Origin of the sequence: Streptomyces boncukensis (assembly GCF_011045075.1) — a bacterium.
Classification (GTDB): domain Bacteria; phylum Actinomycetota; class Actinomycetes; order Streptomycetales; family Streptomycetaceae; genus Streptomyces; species Streptomyces boncukensis.
This window is the reverse complement of the sequence record NZ_JAAKZZ010000125.1, coordinates 1-16,400: the sequence shown is the minus strand read 5'-3', so window position 1 is coordinate 16,400 and position 16,400 is coordinate 1. Positions and strand designations below refer to the sequence as shown.

At 74.7% G+C, this 16,400-nt stretch carries 13 protein-coding genes and 2 pseudogenes; 8 read left to right on the top strand and 7 right to left on the bottom strand.

Annotation, left to right across the window (positions count from 1 at the left end; genetic code table 11):
- Window positions 1-38: 38 nt before the first annotated feature.
- A pseudogene (locus G5C65_RS14640) lies at window positions 39-368 on the top strand (extracellular solute-binding protein); the annotation flags it as partial.
- A 27-nt stretch (window positions 369-395) separates the two neighbouring features.
- On the opposite strand, the gene tnpA reads toward G5C65_RS14640, so the two are convergent.
- Entirely contained in the window at window positions 396-872 is a 477-nt protein-coding gene (gene tnpA / locus G5C65_RS14635; protein WP_165299250.1) for an IS200/IS605 family transposase, read from the bottom strand.
- 55 nt (window positions 873-927) lie between these two features.
- Between tnpA and G5C65_RS14630 the strand changes: the two genes are divergently transcribed.
- From G5C65_RS14630 to G5C65_RS14600, 7 genes and pseudogenes are all read left to right on the top strand, one after another.
- Window positions 928-2,190, top strand: a complete 1,263-nt coding sequence (locus tag G5C65_RS14630; RefSeq protein WP_165299249.1) for an RNA-guided endonuclease InsQ/TnpB family protein — start codon at window positions 928-930, stop codon at window positions 2,188-2,190.
- 39 nt (window positions 2,191-2,229) lie between these two features.
- Window positions 2,230-3,099, top strand: a pseudogene (locus tag G5C65_RS14625) (family 4 glycosyl hydrolase); the annotation flags it as partial.
- Window positions 3,100-3,515: 416 nt separating this feature from the next.
- Window positions 3,516-4,130 carry a type 2 periplasmic-binding domain-containing protein gene (locus tag G5C65_RS14620; RefSeq protein ID WP_241265793.1) on the top strand — a complete coding sequence of 205 codons (615 nt, stop codon included), beginning with the start codon at window positions 3,516-3,518 and terminating at the stop codon, window positions 4,128-4,130.
- Complete coding sequence (locus G5C65_RS14615; RefSeq protein WP_165299248.1) at window positions 4,127-5,386, top strand: DUF6421 family protein; 1,260 nt, start codon at window positions 4,127-4,129, stop codon at window positions 5,384-5,386. Before G5C65_RS14620 ends, G5C65_RS14615 begins: the two co-directional genes overlap by 4 nt.
- Before the next feature lie 3 nt (window positions 5,387-5,389).
- Entirely contained in the window at window positions 5,390-5,860 is a 471-nt protein-coding gene (locus tag G5C65_RS14610; RefSeq protein ID WP_165299247.1) for a nuclear transport factor 2 family protein, read from the top strand.
- Complete coding sequence (locus tag G5C65_RS14605; RefSeq protein WP_165299246.1) at window positions 5,857-6,627, top strand: AzlC family ABC transporter permease; 771 nt, start codon at window positions 5,857-5,859, stop codon at window positions 6,625-6,627. Before G5C65_RS14610 ends, G5C65_RS14605 begins: the two co-directional genes overlap by 4 nt.
- Window positions 6,624-6,938 carry an AzlD domain-containing protein gene (locus G5C65_RS14600; protein WP_165299245.1) on the top strand — a complete coding sequence of 105 codons (315 nt, stop codon included), beginning with the start codon at window positions 6,624-6,626 and terminating at the stop codon, window positions 6,936-6,938. Before G5C65_RS14605 ends, G5C65_RS14600 begins: the two co-directional genes overlap by 4 nt.
- Window positions 6,939-7,064: 126 nt before the next feature.
- Here the strand turns inward: G5C65_RS14600 and G5C65_RS14595 are convergent, their stop codons facing one another.
- From G5C65_RS14595 to G5C65_RS39240, 6 genes are all read right to left on the bottom strand, one after another.
- Window positions 7,065-10,316 (bottom strand): BTAD domain-containing putative transcriptional regulator, encoded by a 3,252-nt coding sequence (locus tag G5C65_RS14595; RefSeq protein ID WP_165299244.1) that lies wholly within the window; start codon window positions 10,314-10,316, stop codon window positions 7,065-7,067.
- Between the two features lie 59 nt (window positions 10,317-10,375).
- Complete coding sequence (locus G5C65_RS14590; protein ID WP_165299243.1) at window positions 10,376-10,699, bottom strand: nuclear transport factor 2 family protein; 324 nt, start codon at window positions 10,697-10,699, stop codon at window positions 10,376-10,378.
- Between the two features lie 2 nt (window positions 10,700-10,701).
- Window positions 10,702-11,115: a nuclear transport factor 2 family protein gene (locus tag G5C65_RS14585; RefSeq protein ID WP_165299242.1), complete on the bottom strand. Its 414-nt coding sequence runs from the start codon at window positions 11,113-11,115 to the stop codon at window positions 10,702-10,704.
- Window positions 11,116-11,316: 201 nt separating this feature from the next.
- Entirely contained in the window at window positions 11,317-12,711 is a 1,395-nt protein-coding gene (locus G5C65_RS14580) for a carboxylesterase family protein (RefSeq protein WP_165299241.1), read from the bottom strand.
- A 60-nt stretch (window positions 12,712-12,771) separates the two neighbouring features.
- Entirely contained in the window at window positions 12,772-13,650 is an 879-nt protein-coding gene (locus G5C65_RS14575) for a TauD/TfdA dioxygenase family protein (protein ID WP_165299240.1), read from the bottom strand.
- A 32-nt stretch (window positions 13,651-13,682) separates the two neighbouring features.
- Window positions 13,683-16,400: KR domain-containing protein (locus G5C65_RS39240; protein ID WP_241265792.1), on the bottom strand; the 2,718-nt coding region annotated here is incomplete at its 5' end.

The window sequence follows — 16,400 nt, the reverse complement described above, 5'->3', positions numbered from 1 at the left end:
CCCGTGCCCCCGTACCGCCGCCCCCGCGCCGCCGCGTGCTGCGCGGCGGCGGGGCCCTCGCCCTGGCCGCCGCCGCGGGCGCCGCGGCACCCGGCTGCGCACCGGGCAAGGACGACGGCGTCGGCGCCGACGGCAGGGTCACCATCCGGGTGTGGCACGGCCAGGCCGACACCGCGCGCGCCGCGCTGAAGCGGCTGGTGGCCGACTTCCACCGCAGCCATCCGGACATCCGGGTCGACCTGGGCGGCGGGGTGCTCGCCGACACGATGCTGCAGAAGGTCACCGCCGCGCTCGCCTCGGGCGCCTACCCGGACATCGCCTACGTCTTCGGCTCCGACCTGGCCAGCGTCGCCCGCAGCCCGCAGGTCGGCCTCTACCTGTGAGTCGCGAGAGTGCTACCGGCTTCGGCCGGTAGGTGAATCGCCCCACCTACCGGCTGGCTGGGGGCCAGGGCGGTCCTGTGCCTCTATGTATCGCTTGACCACTGCCAGCGGTGCTCCACCGCAGGAACCGGCGAAGTACGAGCCGGACCAGAAGCGGCCGTGCATGATCGCCCGGTTGACGTTGTACGTGAACTCTTGGCGCAGGCGCCGAGACGAGACGCCCTTGAGGCTGTTCACCAGCTTCGAGATGGCGACCTTGGGCGGGTAGTGCACGAGCAGGTGGACGTGATCGCGTTCGCCGTTGAACCGCTTCAGCTCCGCCTCGAAGTCTGCGCACACGTCGCGCATGATCTCCTCGCAGCGCGTCAGTATCTCGGGCGTGAAGACCTTACACCGGTATCTCGTGACGAACACCAAATGCACGTGAAGGTTGTAGGCGACGTGCGCACCCCTGCGCACGTCCGGACTTTCTTCCCATCGAGGCGACATGAACCAAGTGTAGTATGATGATCGAAACGGCTAACGAGCAGACCGGGGAGGGAAGTTGAAGCAGCAGCGCGGCCACAAGGCCAAGGTGTACTTCACGCCCTCCCAGGAACAGGCCGCCGAAGACCAGGGGCATGCGGCCCGCACGATGTGGAACCTCGTTCACGACTGGTGGACGATGCTCCCCAAAGACAAGCGCACCCTCGGTGCGGCCGACGAGGCGATACGGCAAGGCCGCAAGGACCTTCCCTGGCTCGGGGTACTCCCCGCGCAGGCAGCTCAGCAGGTACTCAAGACGTACCTCCGGGCCTGGGTGAACTGCTGGGAAGGCCGCGCCGAGGCGCCGAACTTCAAGGGCCGCTTCCGGTCCCGCATGGCCATCGACATCCCCCAGGGCCGAGACCTCCAGATCGTGCGGCTCAACCGCCGCTGGGGACGCATGTGGGCCCCGAAGATCGGGTTCGTGCTGTTCCGCTGGACCCGAGACCTTCCGGTCGGCAAGCGCGCCGACAAGCTGAACAAGGTCACCGGCGCCCGCCTCGTCCGCGAGGCGAACGGCTGGCACGTCGTCTTCCGCATCCAGACCGAGGTACCCGAACCCGCCGAGCACGCCGGGCCGACCGTGGGCATTGACCGGGGCATCGCCAAGCCCCTCGCCCTGTCGGACGGCAGCTTCCGCGAGCACGACCCATGGCGCACACCCGGTGAAGCCGAGCGGCTGCGCCGTCTGGAGAAGGCCAAGGAACGCAAGCGCCGCACCCGCAAGAAGGGCGAGCCGACCTCGAACCGGCTCCGCCGCACGTACGACCAGATCGCCCAGCTCCGCGCAACAGCCAAGCGCCGAGCAGTCGACTGGCAGCACAAGACCACCACCGAGATCGCCGAGACGTTCTCGCGGATCGGGGTGGAAGACCTGGCCATCACGAACATGGTCAAGTCCGCCAAGGGGACCGTGGAAGCCCCCGGCACCAACATCCGCCAGAAGGCCGGACTCAACCGCGCCATCGCCGGGGAAGCCTGGGGCCGCACGGTGACGATGCTGGAGTACAAGGCCGCCCAGCGCGGCGGCATCGTCGTCAAGGTCCCCGCCCCGAACACCTCACGCCGCTGCTCGGCCTGCGGGTTCATCACGCCCGGCAGCCGGGAAACGCAGGCCCGCTTCGCCTGCAAGGCCAAGGGCTGCGGATACCAGGCGAACGCGGACACCAACGCGAGCCGCAACATAGATCACGCCGCCGGATCGGCGGTGTCAGGACGTGGAGACCTCGGGAGTACCCGGTCTGCGAAGCGTCAACCACCCACTCAGCCGCACGCGGCCTGACATGGGATTCTCCTCGCCCCAGCGGGGAGAGGAGATCAAACCAACCCGATGGCCATGAACGTCCAGTACCTGGCGCAGGCCACCGGACTCACCCGCGTGGTGGGCCTGTGCCACTCGGTGCACTGGACCATGCACGGTCTCGCGGAGCTGGTCGGCGTGCCGTACCAGGAGGTCTCCTACCGCGCGGCGGGCGTCAACCACCAGGCGTGGGTGCTGGAGTTCACCCGCGCGGGGGAGAACCTGTACCCGAGGCTGGACGCGCTCATCGAGCAGGACCCCCAGCTGCGCCGCAGAACCCGGGTGGACCTGTACCGGCGGCTGGGCTACTACCCGACCGAGACCAGCGAGCACTCCTCGGAGTACGTGCCGTGGTACCTGCACCACGACAGCGAGATCGAGCGCCTGCGGCTCCCGGTGGGCGCGTACCTCGACATCGTGGACGAGAACACCGCCGCATACGAGCGGACCCGCGACGCGCTCGCCGCCGGCCGCCCGCTGCGCGCCGAGGGCACGATGGAGTACGCGCCGCAGCTGATCCACAGCGTGGTCACCGGCACGCCGCGCACCGTCTACGGCAACGTGCCCAACCACGGCCTCATCGACAACCTGCCCGCCGGCGGCGCCGTGGAGGTCCCCTGCCGGGTGGACGCCTCGGGCGTGCACCCCACCCGGGCCGGCGCGCTGCCCGCCCAGTTGGCCGCGCTCAACCGCGCGTATCTGAGCACGGCCGACCTGGTCGTGGGCGCCGCGCTGGACGACGACCCGGTGCGGGTGCGGCAGGCCGTCATGACGGACCCGGCCACCGCGGCGGCGCTCCCCGTCGAGCGGATCTGGGAGCTGTGCGACGCGATGGTGCGGGCCCACGGCGACCGCCTCCAGCCCGGCCTGCGGACCGAGCTGGGTACGTAGCGCGGGACGCGCGCCCTCCCTTCCCGGCACTCTGGCGCAGCGCACACGGCACGGAAGGCACGGATCCTCGCTGCGGTCCGTGCCTTCCGCGGGCACGGACCTCCCCCCTCGCTGCGGTCCGTGCCGCACTCTCCTGGCACAGGCCCTCCCCCGTGGGGGCCTGTGCCGCGCCCGGTCCGGTGATCCGTCCGAGCCTCACCGGATCAGAGTCACACAGCGGAGTGAAAGATGCGTGGAACCGGCCCGCCGGACCGGGGAGCGGCGACCTCGACACTCGGTGTGCCCGCGCGGTAGCGTGCGTCGCGCCCGAAGCGTCGCGGGGCCCGCACCGCGCGCACCGCGCATGCCGTCCGGTCACCACTCCTGGGTTGTCATCACCTTCGATGCCGTACGACGGCATGCGGGAGGGAGAGCACATGTCACAGGGCACGGTCTCCGCTGACCATCCACCGACTCCCGGCACACAGCCGGGCCCGGAAGCCGACCGCGTCCGGCGCCTCGGCCGCATCCGCCATCTGCACACGCTGGGACCCTCCGGCACCAACCTCGAAGCGGCGGCGCACCAGTGGCTGCGGGCCAGGGGGCTGGCGGGCGCGGGGACGGTGCGGCTGCACCCGTCGCTGGAGGGCGCGCTGGAGACCGTCCCCAGGACCGGCGAGCACGCCCTGGTGGCCTGCGCGGTGTATCCGCAGTTGCACACCCTGGTCTTCGGCAACCTGCAGACCTGCCGGATGGTCGACAGCTTCGTGGCGCCCACATACGAGATGGTGCTGGCCGCCGCGCCCGGCATGCCCCGGGAGCCCCGCACCGTCGCCACCCACCCGGCACCGGCCGGGCTCGCGCCGCAGGAGGCCGCCGTGCTCCCGGCGGCGAGCAACTCCCAGGCCGCGCTGGACTGCGCCGAGGGGACGGCCGAGGGCTGTGTGACCACCATCGTGGCCGCCCGCGCCCACGGGCTCGACGTGGTGCGGAACTTCGGCCCCGTCCCCATGGTCTTCACCGTCCACCAGGTCCACGGGGAGGGGGAATGAGCGGGGCGCTTCCGTACGACGACGCGATGGTGCCCGAGGCGTACGCGCTCACCCGCACGCTGATCCCCCGCGTGAACGCGTTCCGCCGCCGCCAGCGCGACGACGGCACCGTCGCCGCGCCCTCCGCGGACGCCGCGCGCGAGCTGACCGCCGTGGGCGCGGAGGGCGCGGCCTGGCTGCGGAGCCACGGGCGCGCCGAGCAGGCCGACGCGCTCACCGCGGATGTGGCCGACTGGGTGGCGGCCGGACTGGACACGCCGCCGCACTTCGCGCGCTCCCGGGACGCCCTGGCCGCGCCCCCGGACGGCGGCTGGGCCGCGTTCCTGGCGCCCGTGCACACCACCAACAGCGTGCCGCCGGTGGGCAGCCGGCTGGAGTTCTTCCTGGTGCGCCGCCGGGAGCCGGACGCGCTCGGCCGGCTCGCCCGTGACTTCCCGCACCCGAAGAACAACTGCCAGGCCACGGTGCTGCTCGCCGGCAGCGACGGCTTCGCCCGGGGCAACTGCCTGGTCTTCTTCCCCGAGAACGTGGCCGCGCACGACAAGGTGCGCGGCCAGGCGTACGCGATCTTCTTCTTCAGCAAGTTCCGCCGGATCCACGAGACCTACGCGCTGCCGTCCGCCGAGGCCGTCCTCACCCCGGACTCGGTGCCCCGCTCCTCGCAGGGCCTCGACCCGGAGACCTGCTACCAGGCCCGCGCCCTGTGGGGCTATCTGCACGACTACTTCCACCACCAGGGCCCCTGGCCCCTGGACCAGCACGTCAAGCTGAAGATGAACTGGTTCATCGGCGTGCTGGAGGAGCTGAAGGTCGACGCGCGGACCGCGCTCGCCTGCGCCGCCGACGGCGTCCCGCACGGTTCCGAGCAGATCGACATGATCCTGCTGGAGCGCGTCTTCCGCTACCCGCTGGCCGACGACGCACAGCGCAGCTTCGACGCGGCCACCGGCGTGTTCCTCTTCTCCTGGCTGCGCGAACGCGACGCGCTCACCCCGGAGGGCGGCGCGCTGCGGCTGCACCGCCCGCGCGTTCTGGCGGCCCTGCGCGAACTGGCCGACGCGGTGGCGGAGCTGGAGGCCGCCGCCACCACACCGCGCGCATACCGGTCGGCCGCCAAGGCCCTGGTGCGCACCCTGCTGCCGGAGGGCGCGGACGGCGACCGGTACCGCTTCACCGGGGAGCAGCGCGTCCTGCGCACGGTCCGCGCGTCCCTGGCCTCCGCACCCGCACTCGCCTTCACACCAGCGGAAAGGTGACCGATGGAGCAGTCAGCACAGCCGGCCGGGTCCGCACCGGGAGCGGGCCCGGACCGGGACACCATGGAGACCGCCGTGCGGCGGTACTTCGCGGCGTGCAACGCGGTGGACCGGGACCTGTTCGCCCAGTGCGTCTCGGAGAACGTCGTGCACTACCTCGCGAAGGGCATGCACGGCCCCGTGTACGGCATCGACCCCATCGTGGAGCGCTGGGGCGCGGACGTGCGCGCCAACTCCTCGTCGTGGACCGTCGACGGCGTGTACGCCGACGAGCGCACCCGCACCGCCGTGTGCGAGTGGACCAGCGTCAAGCCCGGCCTGGGCACGGTGCTGCGGGGCGCCGAGGTCTACCGGTTCGACGACGCCGGCCTGATCGACGAGGTGCGGATCTACTACGCGTCCCGCCGGGACGACACCGAGGCCGCCAACGAACTGGAGGGGTTCCCCTACGCCGAGCGCGGGTTCCGGGCGTGACCCAGGCGCGGGAGCGCCCCTCGGGCCGCCGCGCCGCCTACGCCGCGGGGGCCCGTGCCGCCGTGCCGTTCACCGTGGCCGTCTTCGCCTTCGGCATCTCCTTCGGGGTGCTCGCCGAGGGCGCCGGGTTCTCCGCGCTGGCCTCCGGCTCGATGTCGGGTGTCGTCTTCGTCGGCTCCGCGCAGTTCGCCGCGGTGTCCGTGCTCATCAACGGCGGCGGCTGGGCCGCGGCAGTCGTCACCGGCACGCTGCTCAACCTGCGCTACCTGGTGATGGGCTTCGCCATCCTGCCCGCGCTGCGCGGCGGACGGGCCCGCCGCTCCGTCGAGTCGCAGCTGGTCATCGAGGAGTCCTGGGCCATCGCCAGCGACGCCGACGGGCGCTTCGACCGCGCCCGGCTGCTCTCCTCCGGCGCCGTGCTGTGGGTCGGCTGGGTCGCCGGCACCCTGCTGGGCGCGCTCGGACCGCTGAAGGCCGTCGACATCCTCACCCTCGGCCTCGACGCCGTCTCGCCCGTGCTGTTCTTCCTGCTGCTCGCCCCGCATCTGGCGCCCAGGCAGGACGGCGAAGGCGCAGGCGAAGGCGACGCCCCGGCGCCGGCCGCCGGGATCGCCCGGCGGCTGGGCCGCGCGGCGCTCACCCGCCCCGGCGCGGGGGCCGCCGCGGCGGCCGGGGCGCTCGCCCTGACCGCGCTGGGCACGCCCGACCTGGCCATCGCGCTGGCGGTCGGCATCGCGGTGGTGTGGACCTGGAGGACGGCGTCATGAGCGAGCCCTGGCTGGTCGTGGCCGCACTCGCCGGCACCACGTTCCTGCTCAAGGGCGCGGGGGCGCTGCTCATGGGCGAGCGCGAACTGCCCCTCTGGTTCCCCCGGTTCGTGAGCTGTCTGACGCCCGCGCTGCTGGCAGCGCTCGTCGTCACCCAGCTTGTGGACTCCGCGGACTCGGACGGCATCGTGCTCGACGCGCGGCTCGCCGGATTCGCCGCGGCGCTCGTGGCGTGGCGCCTCAAGCTCGCGGTGCCGCTCGTGGTGCTCGTCGCCGCGCTGGCCACCGCTGTGACCAGGGCGCTCTGGTGACACGGGAGGGGCTGCCCCTGCCCCTTTCCGCCTTGAGCGCCCCGGAGGGACGCGGGGAACTGCGCGACCAGCCACAAGACACCCGCAGGCGGCGGCGGACCGGCCGGGGCAACCCCGTGGCCATGGCTACGTGTCCAGCAGGGGCGCGGCCTCCCGCAGGCCCGCCACGCACCCCGTCTCGCTGAAGACGCGCACCGCCGCCTCCGCCGCCTCCCGCGCCCTGCGCCGCCGGCCCGCCTGCGCGTGCACCCGGGCCTGCTCCACCAGCGCGTCCCCCTCCGCGAGCCGCAGTCCCGCCCGCCGTGCCGTCTCCAGCGCTCCCCGGGCGTGCCCCAGCGCCACACGCGGCTGCCCGCTACGGCGGTGCACCGCCGCGAGGCCGGTGCGGGCCACCGACTCGGCGCGCCGGCACGCCGCGTCGACCGCGAGGTCGAGGGCCCGCCGGTAGTGCTGCTCGGCGTCCTGCAGGTCCCCCAGGCTCAGCAGCACCGCGCCCGCGGTGTTCAGCGCCTCCGGCTCGGAGAGCCGGCGGTGTGCGCGCTGCGTGGAGTTGAGCGCGTCGGCGGCGTGCTTGAGGGCCAGCCGGGGGTCGCCGGTGTCCCGGCAGGCCAGGGCGAGCGCGCACAGCGCCGTCTCTCCCGCGTACGAGGAGAGCAGCGGATCCTGCGCGGCCGCCACCGGGCTGAGCAGGGTCAGCGCGTCCTGGGTGCGGCCCAGCAGACGGTCCACGGTGCCCAGCCCGTAGCGCGGCAGCAGCGCCGAGTGCGCGTCCCCGGAGCGCTCTCCCGCCTGCCGGGCGCGTTCGAAGTGCGCGCGGGCCGCGGGCAGCGCGCCGCGGTCCAGGTGGACGAGGCCCAGCAGGTGCGCCGCCCAGGCCAGGCCCGCGTCCTCGTCCCACTGCTCGTAGAGGTCCAGCGCCTGCCGGGCGTACGCCTCGGCCGGCTCGTGCTCCGCGCGCTCCCGGTGCGCGGCGGCGAGCCCCAGCAGCGCCCCGCCGCGCTCCGCCTCGGCGCCCAGCTGCCCGTACCGCTCCTCGGCGCGCCTGCTGTGCGCGACGGACTCGTCGTGCCGCCCCAGTTCCCACAGGACGTAGCCCAGGCTCCAGTTCATGACGGCCTGCCCGTAGTGGTCCTCGGTGGCCTCGACCGCGCGCAGCACCTCGCGCGCCGCGCACAGCCAGTCGGAGCGCTGGCCGTACGCCGTCAGATGTCCGTGCAGGGCGAGCATCAGCTTCCAGGCGTACTCCTGCGGGCCGTGCACGGCGGCCTGCTCGGTGCAGGCGAGCAGGTTCAGATACTCGGTGGTGAGCCAGCCGTCGGCGTCGGCGGCGCCCGCGAAGTCCCGCCCGCGCACGCCGGGCTCGGTGGGCTCGCTCGCGGTGCCGGTGTACCAGGAGTAGAAGGTGCCGTGCAGGGTGTGCGCGGCGCGGTCGGCGGCGGTCAGATACCAGGAGAGCAGGCGCCGCCGCGCGCTGTCGCGCTCGGCCGCTTCGTCCTCCTGCTCCGCCAGCTCCGCCGCGTACCGCCACAGCAGCTCGTGGCAGCGGTACCGGCCCGGCACGGGGACGTCCAACATGCTCCTGCTGACCAGCCGCTCAAGCGAGCGGGCCGTCTCCTCCTGCTCCGTGCCCGCCAGGGCCGCGACGGCCTGCGCGGGCAGCTCGGCCATCGGTGCCAGTCCCAGCCTGCGGAACAGCGCGCGCTCGGCCTCGGGCAGTGTGCGGTAGGACTGCTCGAACGCCGCGCGCACCGAGATCTGCTGCTCCCCCTCGACGGTGAGCCCGGACAGCCGTCCGCCGTCCTCCAGGGCGCGCACCACGTCGACGATACGGCGGTACCGGTCGCCGACCAGGTGCGCGGCCACGATGCGCAGCGCCAGGGGCAGGTTCCGGCACAGCCGCACCAGGGCCGCCGCGGCCTCGGGTTCGTCCCGCACCCGGTCGGCGCCGGCCGCGCGCGCGAGCAGGGCCGTCGACTCGTCGTCGGAGAGCACCTCCAGGCCGACCCGGTGCGCGTCGTGGAAGGCGGTCAGTCCGCGCAGGTCGTTGCGGCTGGTGACGACCACGAAGCAGTACGGGGAGCCCGGGAGCAGCGGCCGGACCTGGTCCAGCCCGGCGGCGTCGTCCAGGACGACCAGCACCCGCTTGTCGGCGAGCAGCGAGCGGTACAGCCCCGCCTTCTCGTCCGGCCCCTCCGGCAGGTGCGCGGGGGCCACGCCGAGGCCGCGCAGCGCCTGCCCCAGCGCCTCGTCGGGAGTGAGCGCCCGGCCGGGCCCGTACCCGTTGAGCGGGAGGAAGAGCTGGCCGTCGGGGAAGCGCGCGGAGGCGGAGTGCGCCCAGCGCACGGCCAGCGCGGTCTTCCCGGCGCCGGCCATGCCGTGCAGCGAGGAGATCACCAGGGTCTGGCCCGCCGTCGGCTCGCCCGCGGGCAGCAGGGAGTCCAGCTCCCGCAGATAGGTCTCGCGGCCCGTGAAGCTGCGGACGTCCGGAGGGAGCTGGCGCGGCACGGGGCGCGGGGGAGCGGCGGCGGGGGCGAGTTCGGTGCGCTGCCGCTCCGGCGCCAGGTCCAGCCCCGGGTCGGCGCCCAGCACCCGCTGGTGCAGCTCAGCGAGCGGACGGCCGGGCGCCACGCCCAGCTCCTCGTCCAGCAGCCGGTAGATGTCGCGGTACGCGGCCAGCGCGTCCGCCTGCCGCCCCGCGCGGTACAGCGCGAGCATGAGCTGCGCCCTGAGCCGTTCGCGCAGCGGGTGCTCGGCGACGAGCGTGGCGAGTTCGCCCATCACCTCGTCGTGCCCGCCGAGCGCCAGCAGCGCCTCCACGCGGTCCTCCCGGGCCACCAGCCGCATCTCTTCGAGCCGGTTCACCTCGGCGAGCGCGAAGCCGCGGTCCCGCACCTCCTCCAGCGCCGGCCCGTACCACAGCGCCAGCGCCCGGTCGAGCAGTCGCACGGCGGTGCGCGCGTCGTCGTTGCCGGCGGCGTACCGGGCCTCCTCGGTGAGCCGCAGGAACCGCTGCGCGTCGACCTGGTCGTCGCCGAGCTGCAGCGCGTAGCTGGTGTCGCGCTGGCCGCCCACGCTCACCAGGATCCGGTAGCCGAGCTGGGCGCGCCGCTGCGGCTCCAGCACCCGGCGCAGATGCAGCACATGGGTGCGCAGCGTGGCCACCGCGCCCTCCGGGGTGGCGCCCTCCCAGATGAGCTCGATCAGCCGGTCCCGGCTGATCGGCCGCCCCCGGGCGAGCGTCAGCGCCGCGAGCAGCGCCCGCTGCTGCGGCCCCAGACTGAGCCGCCGGCCCGCCGTCTCGACCGTCACCGGGCCCAGCACGCGCACCCGTACCTCCCCGGGATGCCCCGGGGTCCGCTCCGCGCTCTGCCCGTTCACGGCCGCCGCCCTGGCCGAGCATCCGGCGCGCGCACGGGAATCAGCCGCAGGGCGCCGGTTCAGGCCGGGCCCGTTTCGAACCGGCTGATTCTTCCGTCGCCGGTCGCGGTGAAGGTCCACGCGGTGTCGATGTCGCCCCAGACGTCGTTGTGGTAGCGGGCGGTCAGCGACAGCCCGTCGGCCGACTCCGACACGACCTCCATCCGCGCGTCCGAGGAGAAGATCTCGCGCTCCGACCACTCCGCGAGGTCGTGCTCCACCTCCACGTCGGACATGGTCGCGTCGGCGGTGAGGGCGGCCCGGAACGCCTGCCGGTCGCCGGAGTTGACGGCGGCGACGAAGGCGCGCACCGCCGGATGCGACGGTTCGCGTGGGGTACTCACGGCTACGCCTTCCCGGCCGGGGCCAGCGCCCGGGCCAGGCCGTGGCTGTCCTCGAAGAGCCGGTAGTGGCTGATCTTTCCGTCGGTGACCGTGACATGGGCGGCGAAGTGCGTGGCCAGCGGCGCGCCGGTGGCCTTCACGGTGTCCCGCAGATGTCCCAGGATCACCCCTTCGGTGCCGTCGACCACGATGTGCGCGATGGTGAACTCCTCGGGGACGAGGTGCTCGTGGATCTGCCGGAAGAACTCCCGCACTCCGGCGTGCCCGGTGTGCTGCCCGGACCACGGGACAGCGCCGGAGAACGGCACGTCCCAGACGACGTCGTCCGAGCACAGCCCGACCGCCCCGTCCAGGTCACGCTCGCTCAGTCTCGTCAAGTAGGCGTCGATGGTCGCACGAGTGGACTCCCCTGACATACGTCAGCTCCCTCTGCTCGCGCGCGAGCGGCGCACACGCCGCTCGCACTGCGGGACGGCACCCTCCGGATACCAGAGTAGCGTCGACAGCCTGGTTGGCCACGGGTTTCGCGTGGTGCACCGGCCGATGCCCGGCCTCCTTGCGCGCGGACTCCGCGGAGAGCCGGCCCGCAGCGGAGCGGACCGTTCCGCCGGGTACGGTCACCCTTCCCCGGCGGAGCGCCCGAAACACTCGACGTGCGGGTGTCCGCCGCCGTACGACGGCCAGGGCGAGCCGCCGTTGACGAAGTCGGCCACGGCACCGGCGAGGGCGCGGCCCAGCGAGCGGTCCGCTTCGTCGACCGCGCCGAGCATCGGCGCGCCCGGATAGGCGTCGAAGGTGCCGAAGAGGAAGGGCAGCTCGGCGCAGTGACAGGCGCCGAGTCCTGCGGGGTCCGGGCGGGGGCGGCGCTCGAAGACGTAGCGGAACGCGGCGGTGCCGCGCGCTGCGGTCTGCCGGACGATCTCCGTCGTGCCGTCGGCGAACACGCGCGCGGTGTCGGCGGCGAGCGCCTCGCCCCGGGAGCCGAAGGCCGTCATCTCGTCGGCCGTGGTGCCCGCCAGCACCGGGCGCCCCTCCATCGCACCGTCCCGCAGCGCCGCAGCGGGCCGCACCGGAAAGCCCGCGCCGCCCAGCACCGGGCACATCGGCGGGAGGATCCGTCCGGGGCGTGAACACTCCGCCGACAGCGCGGCGTAGGCGTCCAGCAGCTCCGCGGCCGGCACGGCGCGCAGCCGGCGGCCCAGTTCCCGGTCCTGATCCCGGTCCTGGCCCTGCTCCCGGCCGGGCAGCCCCAGCAGGTGCAGGAAGCGGTCGGCGGCGCGCGCCGCCTCGGCCGGCTCCTGGGGGTCCAGCCCGGCCGGGCTGGACTGCGCCACCGTCCGGTGGACCATCGCGGACGTCGCGGGGTCGACGGACAGGGCCACCGCCGAGAAGGCGCCGGCGGACTGGCCGCCCACCGTGATCCGCGCGGGGTCGCCGCCGAACTCCGCGATCGTGCGGTGCACCCAGGCGAGCGCGGCGGTCTGGTCCCGGGTGCCGAGGTTGTCGGCGCCGATCTGCGGCAGGTGGAGATACCCGAGCGGCCCCAGCCGGTAGTTGGCGGTGACGACCACCATGTCGCCCCGTGCGGCCAGCCGCGCCCCGTCGTACCAGTCCCAGCCGCCGGAGCCGCTGGTGAACCCGCCGCCGTGGAACCACAGCAGGACCGCGCGCGGGCGTGCGGGGCGCGGGCCGAGCGCCGCGCGCGGGGTCCAGACGTTGAGGGTCAGGCACCCCTCCTCGTCCCAGTCGGGCGTCCGGGCGCCCATCACCGCCTCCAGCCGGGACGCCGCCTGGGGCGCCGAAGGCCCCGGCTCGGCCGCGTCCCGGACGCCGGACCAGCCCGGGTGCGGGCGGGGCGGCGCGAACCGCAGCGCTCCGGTCGGCGAGGCCGCGTACGGAACGCCCAGGAACGCGGCGACGGCGCCGTCCGGCCCGGCCGCGCGGCCCCGCAGCCGCCCGGGAGCTGTGGCGACGGCGGGACGGGGCTCGCGGGTACTGCTTGTAGTGGCCATGTATCTATCTTCTCCCCGGTGGGCGGCGGCGCTCGCACCGGGTGGCTGCTCCCGGCCCGGTCAGGCCCGGGGCCGGGTGCCGTCGATGGCGACGCGCTGCCCGTAGCGGGAGTGCGGGTAGTAGTCCCACACGGCGTGGTGCTGGACGCAGCGGTTGTCCCAGAACACCAGCGTGTTCGGCGTCCAGCGCACCCGGCACTGCAGCAGCGCCGTCCGGGCGGTGTGGATGTGCAGCATCTCCAGCACCGCGCTGCTCTCGGCGGCGGAGAGCTGGGGGATGTGGGAGGTGTAGGGGTCGTTGACGAACAGCAGCTTGCGGCCGGTGTCGGGGTGCCGGACCACCACCGGGTGCTCGGTGCGCGGCACCTCGTACTCGGGGGGCGGCGTCTTTCCCAGCATCCGCCAGGGCCGCAGACCGTCGTGCACGGCGGTCAGCCCGTCCAGGAACGTCTTCATCGCCGGGGACAGCATGTCGTAGGCGAGGTGCATATTGGCGAACAGCGTGTCGCCGCCGCTGCCGGGCTCCGGGGTGCGGGTGAGGTACAGCATCGAACCGAGCGACGGCTCGGCCTCCGCGGTGCCGTCGGCGTGCCAGCCGTTGCCCGCGACGTCGCGGGACGTACGGTCCGCGCTGATCTCCAGGACGTACGGGTCGGAGCCCTCGGCCGGGAGCACCACGGAGTGCAGCGGACCGAAGAGCGCGGCGAACCGCTTGTGGTCCTCGGGGGTGATCCGCTGGTTGCGGAAGACGAGCACGTGGTGGGTGAGGAAGGCCCGCTTGACCGCCTCCTGCTCGGCGGGCGTCAGCTCCTCGGCCAGGTCCAGGCCGGTGACCTCGGCGCCGATGACCGGCGTGAGCGGTGCGACGCCGAGCGTGCCGTAGTCCTCAGCGGGACGGGTGGTGACCCGCTCCAGGGCATCCAGCGCGAACTGTTCCATGACTCCTCCGTGGGTGGGCGGCGGTGGCGGGTTCACTCCCCGGGCGTTCGCGGCCGGCGCATGGCCCGCGCGACGCTCTCGGCGTGCGGCGCGGCCACGAGGCCGTAGTGGGTGGCGTCCACCCGGTGCACGGAGGAGGGGTGCGGCAGCAGCGCGTCCCACGCGTGCGCGTCCGGCGGGTCCGCGAGCGCGCTGGTGGCCAGCCACAGGGTGCTGGGGGTGTGCGACAGGCGCGGCGGCCGGTGGGCGGCCATGGCGGCGAGGTTCGCGCGGCAGCAGTGGGCGAGCCGCTCGGCGTACGCGTGTCCGGTGCCGGTGAGCGGCGCGTGCTCCCCGTTGCCGCGCAGCTCGCGGTCGAACACCGTGCGGATGGCGGCCTCGTCGTAGCCGCCGAGCCGCGCCCCGGCGTCCGGAGCGGGCGGGTCCAGCAGATACAGGTGATCGGCGGGCCGCCCCGCGGCCTCCGCCTCGGCCGCCATGGAGAGCGCGACCCAGGCGCCGAACGACCATCCGGCGAACCGGAACCGCACATCCGGGCCGGGGAACCGGGCGCGCAGCGCGGCGTGGTAGCGGGTCGCGCGTTCCGCGACCGACCAGGCGGGAGGGCTCGTCCCGCTCTCGCGCAGGGCCGGGTCGGGGATGAGGCAGACCGTCGGCCCGGCCCCCAGGGACGCCAGCGCGGACACCAGCGGCCGGTACGCCTGGATGTCGCCGCCGACGGGGTGCACCAGGCACAGCACCTCGCGTTCGTGGCCCGGCTGCCACACCTCGACGGCCACGGGCCCGCCTGCGGCCGACCCGTCTGCGGTGGAGCGGTCGGGACGGGCGCGGGACAGCAGCTGGTTGAGGCTCACCTCGTGGCCGAGCTCGGCGAGGTCGAGATCGACGCCGCACAGCCGTTTGATCTCGGAGAGCAGGTCCAGCAGGGTGAGGGAGTCGGCGCCGAGGTCGTAGAGGGAAGCGTCCGGGTCGAGGCTGTCGGCGCTGTCGACGCCGAGCAGTCGGCACAGGGCCGCGGTCAGCTCGCCGGCCGCCTCGTGCGCAGCGGTGTGCGGCCCGGCGGCGGTGGTCCGCGCGGGCTCGTAGAAGTACCGGGACGCCTCCAGCGGGGTGGTGGACACCAGCAGGTGCGGGAGCTGGAGTTCGACGGCCGCGCCGAGGACCTCCAGTGCCTCCGCCGTGGACAGGCCGACCTCCAGATGGGCCCGGTGCCGCGCATCGCCGCCGAGCGCCGCGCGCGCCATGCCGGCGTCCCGCCACGCGTCCCAGCCGATGCCCAGCCGCACGGTGCCGCCGGAGCCGCCGGAGCCGCCGGTCCCGCCGAAGCCGTCGGTCCCGGCCCTCCCGTGCCCGGCGCCTCCGTGTTCGGCGCCCTCGTGCTCGGTACCTTCGTGCTCGGTACCTTCGTGCTCGGCGCCTCCGTGCTCGGCGCCTCCGTGCCCGGCGCCCTCGTGGCGTGCGAAGGCGTCGAGCGCGCCGTTCGCCGCCGCGTAGTCGAACTGGCCGACGCCGCCGAACGCCGCGGACATGGACGAGCAGTAGACGGCGCAGGCGGGGGAGCGGTCCGCGATCAGGCGCTCCACCAGGAGGGCGCCGCGCAGCTTGGCCCGGCTCGCGGCCGCCGTCGCGGCGCCGTCGCGGCGTATGAGCAGGCCGCCCGCGGCGGCACCGGCCGCGTGGATCACGCTGGTGAGGCGGCCGGGGCCGGCGAGGTGCGGGGCCAGCCGCGCGAGGACGGCATCGAGCGGATCCGCCGCCAGGTCGGCGGTGACGGTGGTGACACGTCCCGCCCAGCGCTCCAGGGCGCGGGGCGGCTCCGCCCGGCGGGCGAGCAGCACCACCCGGCCCTCGGTGTGTTCGAGGAGCCAGGCGGCGATGGCACCGCCGACGCCGCCCGTGCCGCCCAGCACGAGATGGACGCCCGCGTCCGTGGCGGCGCCTGGGGCCGCGCCGGTGAGCAGCCCGGTGTCCCGCCGCGCGGGCGATGCGACCGGCTGGTGGGTGAGCTGCCACCAGTAGCCCCGGCGCAGGGCGAGGCGGGTGGCGGGGCCGTCCGCGGCCAGGGCGAGCGGCAGCAGCGCCGACCAGTCGGCGGGGTCGGCGCCCGGCAGGTCGAGCCAGCGGGTGTCCAGGCCCAGCTCCTGGCGCGGTACCTCCACCGCACCGGCCAGCAGCCCCAGTTCGGGCCGGTCCACCGGCCCGGCGGCTGGCTGCGCCCCGTGGGACAGCCACCACACCCGGGGCCGCCGCTCCTCCGGCAGCCCGGCCAGCGCCCGGCACAGCGCGGCCGGCGCGTCCAGACAGGTGCGCAGGGCGGCGTCCAGCGACTCCTCACCGGGGTCGCCGTCCACCCCCAGGGGCAGCGCGTGCAGCCAGTCCACGCCGTCCGGCGCCGCGCGGGTGACCTCCTCCAGGACCCGGGCGAGGGAGCCGGGGTCGGCGGGGTCGGTCTCGTACCGGTCCGGTGCGCGGCGGGCGTACGCCCCGGCGGCGGTGACGTGCACGACCCGGGCGCTGTGCCGTTCCAGGCCGCGCCAGCGCTCCCGCGCCCGCCGGCCCCCGTCGGAGACGACGACCACCGTGCGCCGGGAGGGCGGTCCTGCGGGCTCGGCGGCGCGCCGGGCCCGTACCCACTCGGGCTGGTGCAGCCAGCGGTCCCGGGGCGCCCGCGCGGGCGCCCCTTCGGCGCGGGCCGGAGCCGGGGCCGTGGGGGCCGGGGCAGCTGCGCGGGCCCGGGGGAAGTCGTAGTC